15 protein-coding genes are annotated in these 18,691 nt (G+C 47.1%); 3 read left to right on the top strand and 12 right to left on the bottom strand.

Annotated elements, in window-relative coordinates; all coding sequences use genetic code 11:
• Nucleotides 1-60: 60 nt before the first annotated feature.
• The 9 genes from MKX75_RS02820 to MKX75_RS02780 form a co-directional block, all read right to left on the bottom strand.
• Entirely contained in the window at nucleotides 61-1,986 is a 1,926-nt protein-coding gene (locus MKX75_RS02820; RefSeq protein WP_339168346.1) for an alpha/beta fold hydrolase, read from the bottom strand.
• Between the two features lie 60 nt (nucleotides 1,987-2,046).
• A complete protein-coding gene (locus MKX75_RS02815; protein ID WP_339170310.1) occupies nucleotides 2,047-2,613 on the bottom strand; it encodes a TetR/AcrR family transcriptional regulator in 567 nt (188 codons plus the stop codon).
• 245 nt (nucleotides 2,614-2,858) lie between these two features.
• Nucleotides 2,859-4,085, bottom strand: a complete 1,227-nt coding sequence (locus tag MKX75_RS02810; RefSeq protein ID WP_339168344.1) for an MFS transporter — start codon at nucleotides 4,083-4,085, stop codon at nucleotides 2,859-2,861.
• Nucleotides 4,082-5,350 (bottom strand): ATP-grasp domain-containing protein, encoded by a 1,269-nt coding sequence (locus MKX75_RS02805; RefSeq protein ID WP_339168342.1) that lies wholly within the window; start codon nucleotides 5,348-5,350, stop codon nucleotides 4,082-4,084. Before MKX75_RS02805 ends, MKX75_RS02810 begins: the two co-directional genes overlap by 4 nt.
• The gene (locus tag MKX75_RS02800; RefSeq protein ID WP_339168340.1) at nucleotides 5,347-6,399 is read right to left on the bottom strand and encodes a YqcI/YcgG family protein; all 1,053 of its coding nucleotides are present in this window, start codon (nucleotides 6,397-6,399) and stop codon (nucleotides 5,347-5,349) included. Before MKX75_RS02800 ends, MKX75_RS02805 begins: the two co-directional genes overlap by 4 nt.
• A gap of 22 nt (nucleotides 6,400-6,421) precedes the next feature.
• Complete coding sequence (locus tag MKX75_RS02795; RefSeq protein ID WP_339168338.1) at nucleotides 6,422-7,645, bottom strand: ATP-grasp domain-containing protein; 1,224 nt, start codon at nucleotides 7,643-7,645, stop codon at nucleotides 6,422-6,424.
• Nucleotides 7,646-7,959: 314 nt separating this feature from the next.
• Complete coding sequence (locus MKX75_RS02790) at nucleotides 7,960-9,258, bottom strand: ABC transporter substrate-binding protein (RefSeq protein ID WP_145151910.1); 1,299 nt, start codon at nucleotides 9,256-9,258, stop codon at nucleotides 7,960-7,962.
• Between the two features lie 404 nt (nucleotides 9,259-9,662).
• A complete protein-coding gene (locus tag MKX75_RS02785; protein WP_339168335.1) occupies nucleotides 9,663-10,499 on the bottom strand; it encodes a carbohydrate ABC transporter permease in 837 nt (278 codons plus the stop codon).
• On the bottom strand, nucleotides 10,499-11,380 hold the full coding sequence (locus tag MKX75_RS02780; RefSeq protein WP_036607341.1) for a sugar ABC transporter permease: 882 nt from the start codon (nucleotides 11,378-11,380) through the stop codon (nucleotides 10,499-10,501). Before MKX75_RS02780 ends, MKX75_RS02785 begins: the two co-directional genes overlap by 1 nt.
• Before the next feature lie 143 nt (nucleotides 11,381-11,523).
• Between MKX75_RS02780 and MKX75_RS02775 the strand changes: the two genes are divergently transcribed.
• Together MKX75_RS02775 and MKX75_RS02770 are read left to right on the top strand one after the other, a co-directional pair.
• Nucleotides 11,524-13,353, top strand: coding sequence for a sensor histidine kinase (locus MKX75_RS02775; protein ID WP_339168333.1), 1,830 nt, complete (start codon nucleotides 11,524-11,526; stop codon nucleotides 13,351-13,353).
• 5 nt (nucleotides 13,354-13,358) lie between these two features.
• Nucleotides 13,359-14,987 carry a response regulator gene (locus tag MKX75_RS02770; RefSeq protein ID WP_339168331.1) on the top strand — a complete coding sequence of 543 codons (1,629 nt, stop codon included), beginning with the start codon at nucleotides 13,359-13,361 and terminating at the stop codon, nucleotides 14,985-14,987.
• A gap of 358 nt (nucleotides 14,988-15,345) precedes the next feature.
• Here MKX75_RS02770 and MKX75_RS02765 read toward each other — a convergent pair whose 3' ends face one another.
• Nucleotides 15,346-16,311, bottom strand: a complete 966-nt coding sequence (locus tag MKX75_RS02765; RefSeq protein WP_339168330.1) for an arsenic resistance protein — start codon at nucleotides 16,309-16,311, stop codon at nucleotides 15,346-15,348.
• Nucleotides 16,312-16,544: 233 nt separating this feature from the next.
• Between MKX75_RS02765 and MKX75_RS02760 the strand changes: the two genes are divergently transcribed.
• Nucleotides 16,545-17,303, top strand: coding sequence for a tryptophan-rich sensory protein (locus MKX75_RS02760; protein ID WP_076332702.1), 759 nt, complete (start codon nucleotides 16,545-16,547; stop codon nucleotides 17,301-17,303).
• A 112-nt stretch (nucleotides 17,304-17,415) separates the two neighbouring features.
• On the opposite strand, the gene MKX75_RS02755 is transcribed toward MKX75_RS02760, so the two are convergent.
• Complete coding sequence (locus MKX75_RS02755; RefSeq protein ID WP_017690870.1) at nucleotides 17,416-17,790, bottom strand: RidA family protein; 375 nt, start codon at nucleotides 17,788-17,790, stop codon at nucleotides 17,416-17,418.
• Nucleotides 17,791-17,938: 148 nt separating this feature from the next.
• On the bottom strand, nucleotides 17,939-18,625 hold the full coding sequence (locus MKX75_RS02750; protein WP_076332701.1) for an oxidoreductase: 687 nt from the start codon (nucleotides 18,623-18,625) through the stop codon (nucleotides 17,939-17,941).
• Between the last annotated feature and the right edge of the window lie 66 nt (nucleotides 18,626-18,691).

Raw genomic sequence — 18,691 nt, 5'->3', positions numbered from 1 at the left:
ACAACCCGACTTGACCCTTTCGACAATTGGCATGGGATTCCTGCATGTCCGAATCTGAACTCATCTCACGGTATCGGACCATTCGGCGAGGATTGCAGCTGTTTCCTTATACTGAAACGTCGGAAAGTAATGCCCATAGGGCACTTCTATGTGTTTGATCAGTGGGTTCATATCCCGGGGATAATGATATTCTCGATCTGCCTTGCCCCATATGACTAATGCATTCTGAGCGCGGTGCTGACTCTCTAATTTCGCCCACAACGTTGATCTGGCGCCTTTTCGCTGACCGGAGTGGATCCACCGCAACAAATCCGCATGTGCTCCCGCAATTCGAGGAGATTGGAGGCTGGAGCGTATTCTCTTGGCCATCGTATGATACCTAACACTGTTGTCTTCTCCATCGCTGTATGCACTGAACATCCGGTTCCAACTTTTTTCCGATCTGCCACGCAGCATGGAGCGCATCACACCTCTTGGCAAACGGGAAATCCATCTCAGTACATTCGGATTCGAATTGTTAGCGACTGGCTGAAGCAAACCCAGCCGAATGTCTGTCCGCCCGCTATGCATCTGTGCTGCAGCTGCAATAGCTGCACCGATCGAATGACCCACCAGCTTCACAGGACCTTCGAACTCACCAAGCGCCTTAAGTAGTGCATTCACCTGACCTTCAAATGCCTCATCTCCCTGATGCACAGGGGACCGTCCGAATCCAGCGAGATCGATTAACCATACCGGGTTCCCTGTCCGTTCCCTAAGCTGTCGTCCCAACGGTAACATCTCATCGGCAGATTGAAGCAAGCCATGCACAATGATCCAAGGCTCCCCTTCACCCTCCCAACCAAGCATAGCCATATCCCCACTCCGTGACCGGATATAATCTGTCGGAAAACCCTCAGGTAACGGCGTATAACGAAGACGATAATCCAGATCGGCTGTAACCAGCGGAAGCTGTTCCCGGATGTCCGGCCAGGATTGCCCCATACGTGTGAACAGAGCCTCCGTCTCTTCAACCGGGAATGACCTGTTGGTAATAAAAGCAACCGACTCCGCTGGAACACCACTGATACGTGTACCACCTGACTTCATAGCCCATTGAATCCATGATAGTGGTACGGCCCCTATGGGTTTGGATACGTCCAATTGCTGTGCCAGAAGATGCAGCAACACCTTCATATTGGGACTGTCTTCCTTCCGCGCCAACAGTGGGTAGGTGCCTCCGACTGGAGCAGCTTCCCTGGATAGAAAAACAAGCGTCTGTGCAACAATATCGTTCTCCACAAGGGGTAACCAATAGGACGAACCTCCAGGTACTACGGGCATAAGACCTCTCTGGATGGCCTGGATAAGCAGCCCAATCCCACCCGTTTGCTCTGTTTCACCGGTGGGACGCGGTCCAACCACTGTACTCGGGTTCACAACGGATAAGGGGTAGTTATGCTGCTCTGCATGCTCCCGAATATGCAAATCAGCATGAAACTTCATCTCTTCATACGCACTTTCATTGTTATCCACATGCTCAACCTGTAGATAATTCCCCTGTTCATTCCGCTCTCCATAAGGGCTCATGAAACCGACAACGTGGATAAAGTGCCGCAGTCCACGGGTACGGTGAATTTCTTGTGCAAGCTGAGCCACTTCTCTGGCCCCGTTCATAAATATCTGCTCGGCTACCTTTCGTTCCAAAGTGACGTCCATTGTTCCACCCGCATGAATGATCACACTCGCTTCAAGAGCACGCTCCCGATCCGCTGCGGTAAGGGCAAGACCCCAAATGGACAAATCACCTGTAATAAAAGTAATTCGGTTGAAATCCTTCACTCCATAAGCCTTCAGCACAGTTCTGGCTCGCTGTTCCGAACGAACCAACAAGAGCAATTGTGCGTCTCCCTGCGTGAGTTGTTTGACCGTTTCTTTGCCGATAAAACCTGTGCTACCTGTCATAAAAATGGTCGTGGTTGCTTCATGGTTAGTATGTACATTCATTCTGTTTCGGCTCCTTTTAGTACTATATAGTACTAGTTATATTCAAAAAAAGAGCTTCGATTAACGAAGCATCTGACAAAATGTACGTGCCGATTGTTCTATAATCCCAACATCACGGGCAGTTCCAGCGAGGATTAATGAACCTTCTAATGCTGCAATAAACAACAACGCGGCCGGTCCCGGTTCGATTTCTTTGCGAAATTCACCGCAATCCAAACCTTGCTGAAACAGCTTCTCCACCATCGGTCTAAGCTCACGAAAGAATCTGGATATGCTTTCCTTCACTTGGGGGGCACTATCGGGTGTCTGCATATATAGCGTGACAAACGGACAGCTTCCTTCGTAATTCCGGCCCTCAATGCCTGCTGACAGCATAGCCATGAATGAGTAAATACGTTCCTCTACCCCTCGCTCGCGCTGACTGAGCAGCAGGTACAGCTCCGATTCATACTGGGCAATCCAATATTGCACCACGGCCTGAAGCAATTCCTCCTTGTTTTTAAAATGATAATAGATATTCGACTTGGATACTCCACTCACTCGTACAACCTCATCCATGCTGACGTAGGTGTACCCCTGACGCAGAAATAACTGTGCAGCCACTTCAACTGCCTTGGTCCGGTTCACCGGATTGGTACTCTTGGATTTGGCAGGGACTGTGTTCGATTTTTGATTTGTCATATTTAGAACTATATAGTACTAGTTAAATAAAAACAAGTTTTTCTGTTAACAAAAGAGGCTCTTATGCTCCAACTCCTCCTTACTTGTCCACATATCTTCCTGTGGATACAACAAAAAAAAGCCAACCAGAACGTACCTGGCTGACCCTTCGTATAATTCATTTTCCAACCGATACGGGTTGTATCCTTGTTTCAAACTGAAGGTTTACTATCCCCAGCAATGATCGATTCGGTGCCTTGAAGCGGCAATCTGTTCTCCAGTCGGATGGCGACAAACAAGATAACTGTCACCGTAACACCCAGTGTTCCTAACAGCACGCCCGTGTTCTCCTGCCCCATCAGAGATAGCGGAAGTGCCAGCACCAGTGGGACAACTGATCTTGTAAATTGAGTGGCGAACGTTGATCTCCCCGACCACTTCATGGTCTCTTCGCGGCTGCGCAAGTTATCAAACATGACAGACCTTTGCATGATACGAGTCCGGTTAAATACAAACCCAAGCATGAATCCACAGATCAACGACACCGCAAACACCTGTACTGTGCCAATGATGATATCTATCACACCAATCAATATAAATAGATACATTGGAATTCGGTGTTCCCACTTACGAATCATCGTTGCCAGAAAAGCACCCAGACCCATTGCTGCGCCCATGGCCCCATACCGGGATGAATCCCAGTTATAGATATCATGGAACAAAATCGGTACTATAAAATTGATTGCTCCCAATTGCACGGTTAATACAACTACCGCCAGTATGGTCATGTTCAGTACTTTTTTCCGCACGACGTCGGAGTACGCAATCTGCGGCGCCTCCGTTGATTGTACGTTCTGATCCACCTGACCGGATCGGGACAGAATCGGAATGAGCCATGGAGCCATCATGCCCACAGCCAGCGTCACCATCAGTACCGTCGAGATCATTGGCAACCCACCTATACTGAGCAGGATTCCAGTTACCGCACTCCCTCCAAATGCACCAATCTGAATTGCAGTCTGCAAGTCATGCGAGGCCTTGTGTGATTTGATTTTCCCGTCCAATACCATCTGGGACATGTAGATTTCCAGGCTTTGATTGGACAAAAACAGAATCACGGAGAAAATACCACCAATCAGATATAAACCATACACATTGGTATTACCTGAAAATTGAATCAAAAACACAAGCAGAAACACAATGCCCAGAATACGGGCCAAGCTGAAAATTAGTAATGGTCTTTCTTTAAGGGCCGTTTTAAGAAAAAAGCTATACTTTTGCAGTAAAATAGGCACCAAACTCATTATCGTAATAATGATACTCAGATGAGTAATGGACCCGCCCTGTTCCAGTACAGACCAGATCAGAGTAATATTCAGAATGGTATCTCCACATAGGGTAATAGACAGGAAGAGGATGAACAGAATAGTCTGCATCATTGCAGCTGTCTCACCTCAGCAACTTGCAAATCAAGCTTTTGTTCAAGAACCCTTGCAGCCAGTTTAACCGATTCAATGTCCTCAGGACCCTCATATTGGGTACGCACAGACAGCAGACCTGTGATGTCGAATCCTTTTGGAGCAGAGTGGACCACTCTTCCTTTGGCAGCTACCGGATAATAAGCCCGGTACCTGACATCGCTCGCTGCCTCACCGCTGGCATTATTTAATACTTTCCCGTCACGATAGACAAATTTGATACAGGTTGCACACTTTGGAGCCGTTCGTTTCGCAAAATGGGCAGCAAGCGCATCCTCGCCCAGAAGACCGTAAGCATGGGCGGTCACCAGATCGGTCCCGTACACATCGCGGATATTGCGATAGACATGCCCCCCACTGATACGACAGCTGAATTCCACCACTTTGTACTCCCCGTTTGCGTTTTGTCTGGCTTCAACGTTAAACAGTCCATTTTCAAGCTTGAGACCTGTGCATATTTGCCGAGCCATCTCACAAAGATCTTGTTCCACATTGGATTCTCCCTGGAAAGGCAGGGTATATTCATCCTCTTCAAAATAAGGACCTGGCATTCTGAGTTTGTTATGTATTCCCCCCAGATAAAACGTTCCGTGGACGACCACTCCATCCAGTGTGATCTCCTCGCCCGGAAGGAACTCTTCAATCAGCGCTATTGCAGGACATTCATCATCGAAGTACAATCCGGATTGCGAAACGGCAAGTTGCGATATGCTATCAAAGGCCTGCTTCAATTCGGTAAGAGAATGAACGAGCGCTACGTGACTGCTGGATGCCGCCAGTGTCGGTTTGATAATAACCGGATAACCTACACTTGCTGCTGCTGATACGGCCTCATCCATCGTATTTACAGCATGAAATACCGGACAGGCTGTGTTCTGCTGCTGCAAAAACTGACGTTGTCTGGACTTATCTCTGGCAATCTCAGCTGCCCGAACAGGGATATCCTGTCTTCCCAATCCTTCATTTAATCTGGCATTCAGCACAATATCCGTCTCCTGCCAGGTAACAAAAAACGGGACTCCCTTTTCTTTCGCCTGCTCAATCATTTCTTCCACATTCTCATACTTGGGAAGAAGCTGAACCGACCGAAAGCGCGGATCTTGTTCATACCCAGGAACAGAGGTCCATAAATGGACCTCCTCAAAAATTCTCCCCAGAGCTTCAATATGATCCCCGTGCAGGGAAAAACCTTTTCTCATGAGCAGACCAACGGAGGACCGACTCATGCCAGAACCTCTTCTTTCGGCTGCTCCACGAACTCCAAAGCAATAATATACAACGTCCCATTCTCCCCAGCCTTGGAGGAGTGCACCGTATTAGCCGGAAGCAGAATGCGGTCACCAGGCGTGCAATACAGCTCCCCCTCTTCAGTATAGAAAGTAATATCTCCGCTTATGATTAAAAGAGTTTCGTCTGTTGGATGGGTATGGGATTTGTGCTCCCTGAATGGTGTATCTCTTTGAACCTCGACTGAACCGGTTACAGGCAGCAATTGCATTACAGCTTCTTCAAGTGTGACGTCAGACCCCTGGATATATTGAACTGAACTCATACTATTCCTCCTCATATGATGAAATGGGCATTGCGCTGTAGCAGAAACTTCGTTGGTATCTGGAATAAAATATTGCAGCCACTCCCGATTATTGGGACTTCCGTAGATCCCAAGATGCGGGAATGGATCAATTGCATCGTACTGCCGAAGCAAGCTTCGCACCAAATCCTTGGATTTATCTCCTTTTGGTGTTCCCAAGCCAATCGAATCAAAGACCCATCGGGGCTGAAAGGTAATCATGTATGTATTCGCACGTCTGCTCCTTCTCATCTCATGTGCTGGTGTGTTACAAACGACAAAAATGGGTTCCCCATGAAAACAAAATTCCCATAAAGGATCATTCTCTTCATTCGGTATGGATTCTGGCCATTCTTTCAAGTCGATGTTGTGCAGCCGGGTCAGGATGGACCAAAATGTATGCTGATATTCATGGATGGATAAATCCTTGTCAATATTAAAGAATGTAACCATGGAGGTGTAGTTTCCGAAGCTCCTTGCCTGTTCCACATATTCTCTCAATGCCTTTGCAAGCTCTTCTATGGAATCATCTTCTATATCATTAAAAAAAGAGAACCGCAGCTCATTACGGTTGAGTCCCATCGAGCCGAATATGCAGGGAAACCGTGGACTCTCACTGGTCATGTCCTTTTCAAAATGCTCAAATTCCTGCTTTCTCCAATCATGACTATCCAATCTCTTCACATCAGCGTTATCTAGCAACAACCCAAAGCCCTCCTAGAATGGTTTATTGGTGAACCAGGACAAACTTGTCATGTAGTTCTAGAAGTTGTTTTCTAACGAATTCAATATCTGGACCTTCCACAATGGCAAATCCGGATCTAGACATCGTATCGCGACCACCTGAAATGGACTGACCCGATGTATAGTTAATTCGGATATCAATAAGTCCTTCCATCGATTTGAAATCTTCTGCTGATGAGATACTTTCGATCTTGCCCACAGCAGATGGGAAATTAATCGCACCAGTGTATTTGCCTGAATTAACAAGGGTTGGGGCCTCATATATTCCCAGTTCCGTTTGAATGGCTGCATCAAACAGGTTAACCTGGTGGGAATTCAACACCATTGGCGGAATGATGACAATGCCTCCAATACGTGCTCCAATCTCTCCAAAACAGATCTCACCATTCGGCAGAAGGAATACCTCTGCATGGAACACACTGTTACGTATTCCAAGCGTCCGTATGATCTCTTCATTGAATGACTGCATCCGTTCCACATATTCGTAGTTGGTGTTAGTGGGATAACAGATCGTGCCGGAAGGGCGATCATTCTGGACGATTTCGAGACAATTGAACAAATATTCAGAGACAGAGGAAAACATAAGCTTACCTTCTGAAACGACGGAGTCTATATGGAACTCCCTGCCGGTGATAAATTCCTCAATGAGCACTGATTCTCGATTCCAGGAATGGCTGATATACTGCTCAAGCTCCTCTTGATTGCTAAGCTTGTACGTCATGATCGTCGCCCAGCCACTAATCGGTTTGATAATGATGGGAAAGCCAATACCTGCAACGATCTTTCTAATCTGTACTGCATTGGACGCAATACGTGTCTGTGACGTATGGATTCCCGCCTGCCGCAATGTCTCCTTCATGATCCACTTGTTTCGCACCGTCTCGGCCTGGTTCTTCTGAATGCCAGGGATACCAAAACGTGTTCTGAGATACCCTCCTGTTTCCACTACATTTTCAGTGGGGGCAATCACTCGTTCCACATCATACTCATCCAAAATGCGCTCAAAAACCTCTTCCACTTGATCAATCCGAGTAATATCGTTCACTTCGAACACAGCACTAAACAACCCCTCTGGTAATGAGGAAAATTGTTCATATCCTTGTTCCACCAACAAAATGTTGGTTGTATCCGATATTTTGGACAAGGCATCGAGAAACCCGGTTTTGGTGTTAATCCGCTTGTCACACAGGAATACGATATCCTTCATAAAGAACTTCACCTCCAATTCAAATTTCTTTACTTTCTGCTATATTTTTCTATAATATGGATATCGGTTGGGACTGTCAATCTAAAAATTACAAATATTTAAATTTTGGCTATTTGTTGCCATATCTTGTACTAACAACAGGTTGTAGACATTATACAAACACCTCTACTTTCTGTATTAGTCGATCCATTCTTTCATATTTGCACTTTCTAACTGGAAATTTTCCGAATAAAAAAGGTGACTCCGATTAATCTGGAGCCACCTTTTACATGTCTTTTTGTTATTCACACATTAATTAAATGAATGGGAATCTGTTATTTTTTCAGACTATCCCAGTTCTGCTGCAACGCATCGAGCAATCCGGCTTTATCCGATTTGCCTGCAACGTAAGCTTGGATCGTGCTACCATATTCCTGCGGAACACCTTCAGGGAAACGGTTAAAGTTCCAGCTCAGTGTTTTGTTCTCCTGACTATATTTCATAATATCTGTCGCGAGGTCACCCAGATCCTCTTCGGATGCCGTGATGGAACTGAACGCCGGAATGAATTTGAATTCTTTGGTCATATATTGTTTACCGATATCCGAAGTTACAAGCCACTCCAGAAACTCTTTCGCTTCCGTTTTCACTTGGGAATTCTTGTTCACAACCCAGTAGTTCGGCACGCCGACAAACAATTTGTCATTCGGTTCATTGTTAATTGGCATTGGCAGGATACCCAGATTCAGATTCGGATCGATTCCATCGATCTGAACTTGAGTCCAGTTCCCTTGCTGCATCATCGCCGCTTCTCCACTCGCAAACAAGGTTACCTGTGTATTGTAGTCGGTTGTCAGTGGGTTTTTGTTGCTGTATTTCAACGTTAAGTCGAGCAGGTTAATCCAGTCGGTGAACACCTGATTGCCAGGAATTTTTTCCGTGCTTTCGTTGAGCCCCTGAATAAATTTCACCGGATCTGCCTGATTCGCAAATGCCACGTTTACGTTATGGTTCCCCAATACCCACCACTCCTGATATCCGTTCGAGAAAGGCGTAATACCTGCGGCCTGAAGTTTCTGTGCAGCCTGGTCCAATTGTTCCAGTGTCGTTGGAATTTCGGTAATACCCGCTTTTTGGAAAAGGTCTTTGTTATAAATGAAACCATAACCCTCCAGCGCGAGTGGCTGTCCATAGAGCTTGCCGTCTTTGGTCATTGGCTCTTTGGCTACTTCGAGCGCATCTTTGGCCCATGATTCTCCAGACAGATCTTCCAGATATTCAAGCCATGTATCCAATTCACGATAACCACCTACGTTGAAAATGTCCGGTTGTTCGCCTGCGGCAAACTTGGCTTTCAATGCAGCACCGTAGTCACTGCCGCCACCCACGGTTTGAATGTCCAGTTTGACGCCTGGATGGGAGGATTCATATTCCGCTTTGAGACGATTAAGCGCTTCCGCAATTTCGACTTTGAATTGAAAGATTTTAATGGTTTTGTCCCCGGCAGCAGCTTCGCCACCACCTTGAGTATCCGTGTTGACTGGACTGCCGCTTTTATCCCCGTTGCCACAACCTGCGAGCATTACCGAAAAAGCAATCAGCATAAGCAACGTCAACTTCGTCATTCTTTTCATACATACACTCTCCCTATAGTAGTTTCAGTATAACAGTTCCACTAATGAATATTTACACGGGTACTCCGATGACAGAATAACCTTCCCTTGAAGCGTGTTTTCATTCTAACGAACCGAGCGCACGTTATTCGCTCCTATTTGCGCAAATCTTCAGCCTAACGAATCACAGAGATGCTATTTCGTTGTTTTGTTCGAATTTTAAGGCTCTGACGCCGTTTTGTACCCGAATAACGTTGCTGAGATTCGTTACAATTTGGATTCCTTGATTATCCACCTATTAAGATGCGGTGGGTTCGTTAGCGCTTTGAACCTCGGTGGCTTCCTTGCCCCAATCCATTCAGGCCACCGAGGAGCAACAGCGACCGAAAGCGCAACTTGATCCCGCAGCGATCTTGCCCTCGCACTCACCCTTTAACTGATCCAGCCGTAATCCCCTGAATGATATACTTCTGCATCAGCAGGAAGAAAATAATGATCGGCATGATACCGAGCACAAGTGCCGGTAAAGCCAGATCCCACTGCTTCGTATATTGTCCGAAGAGCGCAAAGGTCGCAATCGGGATCGTACGCAAGTTAGAACTTTGCAGGATCAGGGATGGGAGCAGATAATCATTCCAAATCCAGAGTGTGTTCAAAATGATGACGGTTACATACATCGGTTTCATGAGTGGAAATACGATCCGGAAGAACACCCCGTAGGCAGAGCTTCCATCCACACGAGCCGCCTCCTCAATCTCCAGTGGGACGGATTTCACAAATCCGTGGAACAGAAAGACAGACATCGGTGCCCCGAAACCGAGATAACAGATGATGAGTCCGCCAAGGCTATCGATTAGCCCGAGATTACTGGTTACAGTAACGAGGGGAATCATGATAGACTGGAACGGAATCACCATAGCGGCAATGAACATGCCGAACAAAATCCGGTTGAACCGGGTATTGCTGCGGACCATTCGATACGCGGCCATGGAACTGATCAGCACAAGCAACAGGTTGCTGATTACGGTAACGATAAGCGAGTTCATCAGCGCGGACGGGAAGTTAATTTTCTCCCAGGCGTTTGCATAATTGCCCCATTGGAATACTTCCGGCCATGCAGCCGAATTGGTGAGCAAGTCACCGAAGGTTTTGACCGAATTCACGAACAGGAAGTAGAACGGAACCAGGAATAAAAGTCCAATGAGCACCATAACAATCTCGGTTAGAATGGTACTTAGGCGGTAATTTTTCGTCGTCTCCATTAGGCTTCTACCTCCTTGCTCTTCGTCAGACGCACCTGAATCATGGTGATGATGGCAACAATTACGAAGAACACGAGCGCTTTGGCGGTTCCGATGCCATATCTGTTATTCACAAAGGCTTCATTGTAAATATTGAGTGCAACCGACTCTGTCGATCCGAATGGTCCACCTTTGGTTAGCGAAAGATTGAGATCGAACATTTTGAACGACCAGGAGATCGCCAAGAACAGACAGATCGTTACACCCGGCATAATGAGCGGAAGAATGATGCTCCGCAGTACCTGCCAGCGACTTGCGCCATCAATCTCGGCGGCTTCCAGCAGATCAGGAGATACATTTGTCAGAGATGAGATGTAGATGACCATCAGATATCCTGCGGTCTGCCATACAAATACAATCACGATTCCCCAGAAGGCGGTCGGTTCGTCTCCCAACCAAGGAAGGTTGAAGAAGGACCAGCCTGTTACATCGCCTACTGCTGAAAACCCTTTCACAAATATGAACTGCCAGATAAAGCCGAGCAACAACCCACCGATCACGTTAGGCATAAAAAAGATCGTACGCAGAATGTTTCTCGTCTTCAGCGGTTTGGTCAGGAAATACGCCAGGAAAAATCCAATCACATTGGTCAGTACCACACCAACCACGGTGAAGCGCACCGTAAACCAAAATGCCGTTTGGAACTTGGGATCATTCGCAAAAACATGCACGAAGTTATCGAACCCTACCCAATTAATGTTCTCGGATACCCCGTTCCAATCCGTGAAGGAATACACCATGCCAAGCAGGAAAGGGACCACGATGATGAGAATAAAAAACACGATGGAGGGACCCACGAACACGAGCTGCTGTAACAGCTGTGAAGATTTGCGATGCTTCATATCGTTCTCCCCTTCTATAGATGGATGAAATTGGTCTCTTTTTCTATTAAACCCCAATATCGCGCAGGGAAACACCGACCCTCGTGAACAGTTGGGGGTAAAATATTGTCCTCTCTTAACCTGCAACCAGAAGGGGTGTTCCGATGTCGAAATATTACAGTATACGCACGAAATTGATTGCCTTTATGCTCATTGCTACCACACTTCCGCTGCTCGCGTCGATCAGCATGACGTTTATCCAGACTAAGACGGCCCTGCGGGAACAGGCTGTTGAAGAGAACAAACGCCTGATCTACCAAGCATCTACGAATCTTAATAACTATGTGGATAACGTGGCCAGAGCGTCGCTCGCTGTGTATAATGACCCGAACTTTCTGCGTAACCTGGCGAAGATTCCTGGGGATTATCGTGCGGTGGCCGAAGTGTACACTACTTTGCAGACGATCCGCGCTGCTGTGCCGGATGTATTCCAGCTTTATTTGCACTCTTTTGCTGCTGATCAATCCACCTTAATTACGAACCCCTTTCCAAAGCGGGAAGAACGCAAACAGGCCTATTCCGACTCACTTCATGGAAAAATGGGCGGTGGCAGCTCAGATATCTGGGTGGAATCGGCCCATATGAGTCACACGTACGGATTCAAGGCTGCCTCCCCAGATGACCCTGCCAGAACGGTCATTACCTTGCATCGAGTGATCAAGGATATTCCGTCCACCGAGCGTCTGGGTGTGCTCGCTATTGATCTGAATATGAATACCATTGCAGCGATAACCGGCAGGTTGTATGATCCGGCTAAGGAACAGATCTATGTTGTGGATGGACAGAATCAGATCATTTACCAGGGACGTTCTGAGGTCAATCATACGGAATCATTACGAGATGAAACGGCTAGCGAACTGAATATTGCACGATCTAGCGCTGGTACAGCCCAGAATGTCGCAGGACATTTTGAACAGGATCGTTCCATGTATGTATACCAGCAGCTTGGTAGCACGTACGCCGACTGGACCATCGTTAAACAGATCCCGAATGAGACGTTATATGCCAGAGCCACCACACTTACGTGGAATAACGCACTGATTGCCATTACGGCACTTGTATTGGTCATTGTTGCAACCTTGTTCATCTCCATCCGAATCACCGGTCCGCTCAAGCAACTCATGCGGTATATGAACCAGATTCAAGCCGGGCGTCTGCATGTGGATATCCATCTATCCAGCCGTGACGAATTCGGGGTGCTCGCTCGTCATTTCCGAGATATGATGGATACGGTCAATAACCTGATTTTGCGGGAATATCGACTGGAGATCGCCAATAAGACCAATCAGCTCAAAGCGTTACAAGCGCAAATTCATCCGCATTTTCTGTATAACACACTGCAATCCATCGGTACACTTGCCCTTCAACAGCAAGGACAGCGGGCGTATACCCTACTCTCTTCCCTGTCCAAAATGCTGCGCTACAGCATGCGGGATCAGACCTGCGTGACTTTACGCGAAGAGGCGGAGCATGCCCGATTATATCTGGAATTGCAACAGGAGCGGTTCGGTGACCGCCTTGAGGTGGATTTAGATTTTGCCGAAGATACCCTATCTGTCGAAGTGCCAAGAATGACGTTACAACCTTTAATTGAGAACTATTTCAAACATGGGGCAGATATTCAGCCAGGCAAAGGCCACATCTCCCTATCCAGCCGCCGGATTGGTGATCATTGGATTGAAATCGAACTGAATAATAACGGACCCTCCATACCTGAAGCTAAATTACTGGAGATCCGGGGATGGCTGCACCAAAATCACACAGCAACCGGGTTAGTCACACAGGAATCCGACGAGTCCGAGTCCATCGGACTACGAAATGTGATACGCAGACTTCAATTGAACTCACATCCCGGTCACTCAGCCACACTTGAGATCAGCAATCGGGAACCAAATGGTGTGAAGATCAAGGTTAAACTATACGCGGGAGAGTGAACAACATGAAGGCACTGCTTGTAGATGATGAAAAACATGTCCGCGATGCCATAAGGTTGCTTGGTCATTGGGAAGATTTTGGAATTAATACATTACTTGAAGCAGCAGACGGGGATGAAGCCATCGCCGCCATAACGGCACATCAGCCTCAAATCATTCTCAGTGACATGCGTATGCCGGGCAAGGACGGTATGGCATTACTTGAATGGATATCCGCTCATGCCCCACACAGCAAGGTGCTGGTTATTAGCGGGTATGATGATTTTGAACTCGTGAGGCATGCAATCAGGCATGGTGGCATGGACTACCTGCTGAAACCCGTGGAAGCAGATGAGCTGAACGGCTCTCTATTAAAGGCCGTTACAGCTTGGGAAGAGGAAGACGCCATTCGGATACAATCCACCCGACAATCCATTGTCGTTAATCGAATGCGCCCCCACTATCAGGATCGTCTGCTCACCGAACTTGCCGTCGGAAGAGGCAGCAACCCATCACACATGCAGCGATTGCAGGATGAGTTGAATCTCCCCAGTCTAATCCCTGTCTGTCGTGTCGCTGTCACCAGCCTGTCCCATCTGGATGCAGATTGTCTGGCAAAATACCGCAGTCAACCAGATCTGCTTGTGTTCTCGGTACTCAATATCTGTGCAGAGATGTTATCCACACCTGATGAAGGTGTAATGTTCCGCCAGTTGGATCAACCGGACGAAATTATTTTGCTGCATTGGGGCCCATCTACTTCATTGGAACATATTCTAGACAAGGTCAATCAGGGATTGGAGCAGACGATTCAGCGCCGGCTTCATTTTGGCATCTCCACCTGTGAGTCTTATCCTGGCGGAATCTCAGCGGCCTATCTGGAAGCAAGTTCAAGGTTGTGGCGACGTAATGCTGTGCAAATTAAACAGCGAATCCATGCCTCAGTGGAATCATCAAATGGGAATAAAATCAGGCGTTTAACCGCCCATGAAGAACCCCTGCGTATGGCAGCCATGAGCTGCCGGGCTTCCAGTGTATCTGCTGCGGTCGCGGAATGGCTTGACCCGATTACTGACCTTGAGGTTGTCAGTGCCGAGCAGATCCAGCAATGGATCGATGAGCTCGAATGGATGCTGAGCTGCTGGCTTGATGATATGGCAGGTTTGCCATCCAAAGAGGAGGAAGTGACGGAGGAGCAGTCTATTCCCTTTGCCGAGTTACCTTTTGACGCTGAAGGACTGATATCTTTCCCGCTGCTTCGTTCATTGTTAGAACAACGGCTGCTTGCAGCCGGAAAGGTGCTCACTGCCCATCACCCCGCCAATCCTGATCCCATGAATGAGATTGCACGTTATATGGACGCCCATTATCAGGAGGACCTGTCCTTACAGCAGATTGCCGCGCGTTTCTACTTGAGCCGGGAGTATATCTCACGCAAATTCAAACAGCAATTTGGTCTGAACTGGTCGGAATATCTGGGCAAACTGCGGATCAACAACGCTAAGCTGTTACTGCAAAATCCTTCCCTGCGAGTCGCTAAAATCTCGGAGATGGTTGGGTTTCAGGACGAAAAGTATTTCAGCAAAGTGTTCAAAAAAATGGAGGGCATCACGCCAGCGGAATATCGAAAAACATTATTGGAGGCTGGTACGTAACGAGTACCTGATCAGAATTAAAAAGAGTACTCCCGGCATAACCCATCGGAAGTACTCTTTTTAATTTTACTTTTATAGAAAATAGCCTATATCATGACGATTTGTTGGCTCTTTCTTTTCTAAGATAGGATATGCTTCGAAAGATTGCGGCTACAGCTACACCAAAGTAGAGATAATAAATTTTATTTCCTGTTGTATGAGCTGCTATGGAAAAAAAGATAACGATAAACGGTACAAGTATAATATCCAGGTAGAACATGATCTTCCGATAAGTAGGGATACTCATCTCCTCCTTTTATTTACCAAAAATGGTTTTATTAATTATATTAAATCATAACATACATACGTCCTAGTCTGCTCACCGATTCCGCAAAATCACCGCAGGTACAAGTCGAATGTAGATTAGCTCCCCTGCAAGCTCCACTATCGTCTGTGTAACGATGACTGCCGCAGCTATGGTTGCCCATTCTGGAGGGAGTGCCAGCGCTAGCGGCAGAACAACCAGCGAGTTCCGTGTGGCTGAACTGAAAATTAACGCACGCCCTGCGCCTGTATTTAATCGAAACTGCTTAGCAATGATTCGTGATATCCAAGGCATAATGATCATAAAAGCAACGTAGATCGGGATCACGTTCACGATGATCGCCATATCATTGTAGACTTTGCCAATCTGGGAGGCGACAACCACGATCAGCGCGAGTGCCATCATCGGAACCGGGAGCCATGCCGTGGCTTTCATGACACGCTCCCCGCTCACTTTACCTCTTGAGAAGACTTGTGTAACGACAGCGAGCAACAGTGGAATAACGATCAGGAACAGAAAAGCCTCCACAAACGGACCTACCTGCATGATCTGCGCTACCTCGGTACCCATTAATAGCCATAAATAAAACGGCAACAGGATCATTTGTATCACAAACAGGAGAGGTGTTGCGGCGAGCATCAGTTTCTCATCGCCCCTGCCGAGCTGTGTGAACACAATGACGTAATCAATACAGGGTGTTAGCAGTACCAGATAAACTCCGATCAGAACGCCTGGTGATTGCGGAAAGACAAGTGTGAGCAACCATACGACTACAGGTACAACGATAAAATTAGCCACTAGTAACGCGCCCATAAATCGCAGGTTGGACCAGGATTCTTTTAACTGTAGAAAGGGAATCTGTACGAACATGCTATATAACAGAATGGCAAGTATCGGAGACACGGTGTAGCCCAAAATATTCCCCCATGCTGGATTACTCAGCCCTATCGCTGCTCCTACGAACAGTGCAACTACATAGAACCAAGTCTGCTGTTTCTCCATCGTTTCTCTCGAAAGCATTCTTCTCCTCCTCCGTTGGACATGTGGGACATAATATGGTGTGGACATATTCCTGCTTCGCTTCGCGTACATTGGGACAGAGTACCATTCCAACGTAGCGGCAAAGCAGTAGAATTTGAAAGGTCATCTTGTGAATTTTTTTGCGGTTGTTATTAGAATGTGCGAGAACTGGGTATATTCATTGTAGACTGACCCGTGGTTCATTCATTTCGTTAAACCAAGGAGGAAACTCAATGTCACGTAACAATCCGTACAAGTGGTTAAACGCCATTGGTTTTATCGCTGTAATTATCGTGAACTACCTTTCCAACGCTCTGCCAATCGGAGGCAAGACCAACAAAGAAGTATCGGATATGTACCCTGTGCTGCTCACACCTTCAGGCTATGCCTTCTCTATATGGGGTCTGATCTACCTGCTGCTGGCAGGGTTTGTGATCTATCAGTTCGTGCCCGCTTCCTGGAAAAGGGATTCGATTACCCGTCTCGGGTGTTGGTTTCTGGCAAGCTGTGCCTTCAATGTAGCATGGATTTTTGCTTTTCAAAACTTGCAGACCGGTCTCGCTTTACTGATCATTGTACTGCTTCTATTGTCTCTGATCGTGCTGTATGTAAAAACACGTACCATTACTGTTCCGACCACGGCTGAGATCTGGCTTGTAAAGCTGCCATTCAGCATCTATCTGGGATGGATTAGCGTGGCAACCATTGTAAATGCAGCGGTGCTGTTATATAAAATAGGCTGGGATGGTTTTGGTATCAGCGAACCGACCTGGACGATCATCATGCTGATTGTCGGTATGGTGCTAGCTGTTCTCGTTAGCTTCCGTTATCGGGACAGTGTGTACCCTCTTGTATTCACATGGGCGTATATTGCCATTGCACTTAAACAAAAGGATGTCACTTCCGTATATTATACGGCAATCATCATTGCGATCTTACTGGCCATCTACGCGGTATGGCTGTTCTTCGCCCGTAATCAGGATCGTGATTGAGTTTTCCCCTTCTATATAGCGCTTAAATATAACGTAAAAATGCAAAAAGCCGATTCTGGTCATTTGACCTGAAATCGGCTTTTTATGTATACCGGCGCGAGTCTAGGTTGTCCTATTTCAGGGCAATAACTTCAATCTCCACCAGTGCATCTTTTGGCAAACGAGCAACTTCCACTGCACTGCGTGCAGGATAAGGCTGTTCGAAGAACGTGCTATACACTTCATTCACAGGAACGAAGTCGTTCATGTCTTTCAGGAACACCGTTGTTTTCACGATTTTATCCATACTTGTACCTGCTGCTTCAAGGATAGCCTTCACATTGCTCAAAGACAGACGTGTCTGCTCCTGTACATCTGCGCCGAACTCTCCCGTTTGAGGATTCAGACCAAGTTGTCCGGAAGTGTAGATGAAATCGCCTGCATCAACGGCTTGACTGTATGGACCAATGGCGCCTGGCGCCTGATCGGTAGAGATTGGTTTTTTCATGGACGAGTTCTCCTTCATGTTCGTTATCCTGCTGCCACAAGGAGTCAGGGTTCGAACTCATTTTTGTTGCCTATTATACCACGATCTACCTCAAGCGAGAAACGCCCCTCCCTAGCCACATGAAGCAAACAGCTAGCTTAAAGGTTTATTAACCTCCGTCTACACCAAGGACATGAATGACATCATTCGGATACACATGGTTTCCCTTGGTTTGCACCAGCGCAATATTCGTCATGGCCTGTGCAATGGTCGCAGCATGGACCGCCCGGTATTTGTCCACTCTGCCTTTCATCCAGCGATCCAGAAGCTTCATCGCATGAGCAGCCATCTGTTCACCGAACCGCTTCTCGTTTCGATCTCCCAGGATTAAGGACGGGCGGAAGATATGCAATGACTGAAAACCGATATCGGACAATGCATCCTCCATTTCCCCCTTGGTCCGACTGTAAAAGACACGGGAACCTGCGCTCGCTCCCATGGAGGAGATTACAAGCATCTGTAATACTCCGTGCTGCTTCGCAATCGTAGCTGCACGAACCGGGTAATGGTAATCCACCTGACGGAAATTCTCCTGACTGCCTGCTTTTTTGATCGTTGTACCCAAACAACAGTACAGGTCATCGATTCCATCGAATAAGTGGCCTTGGCTCTCCAGCTGTTCCCAGTCCACCACATGCTGTTCCAGTTTAGGATGCTGCAGCTCAAGCGGACGTCTAACCAGAACACGAATCAGGCTGTATGCCGAGTGCTCCAGCAGATGATGAACCAGTAATTCGCCTACAAGCCCAGTGGCTCCAATCACCATGGCTTTCCGTTCGAGACGATTCAAATACATCCCTCCACTTCGCTACCTTTTTTTGAAGTCATACCAGATACATATGATCAATCTAAACATTTACAA

Source organism: Paenibacillus sp. FSL R5-0341, assembly GCF_037975235.1.
In the GTDB taxonomy this organism is placed as follows: domain Bacteria; phylum Bacillota; class Bacilli; order Paenibacillales; family Paenibacillaceae; genus Paenibacillus; species Paenibacillus amylolyticus_A.
Note: the sequence above shows the minus strand (reverse complement) of the source record. Positions and strands in the feature narration are given on the sequence as shown.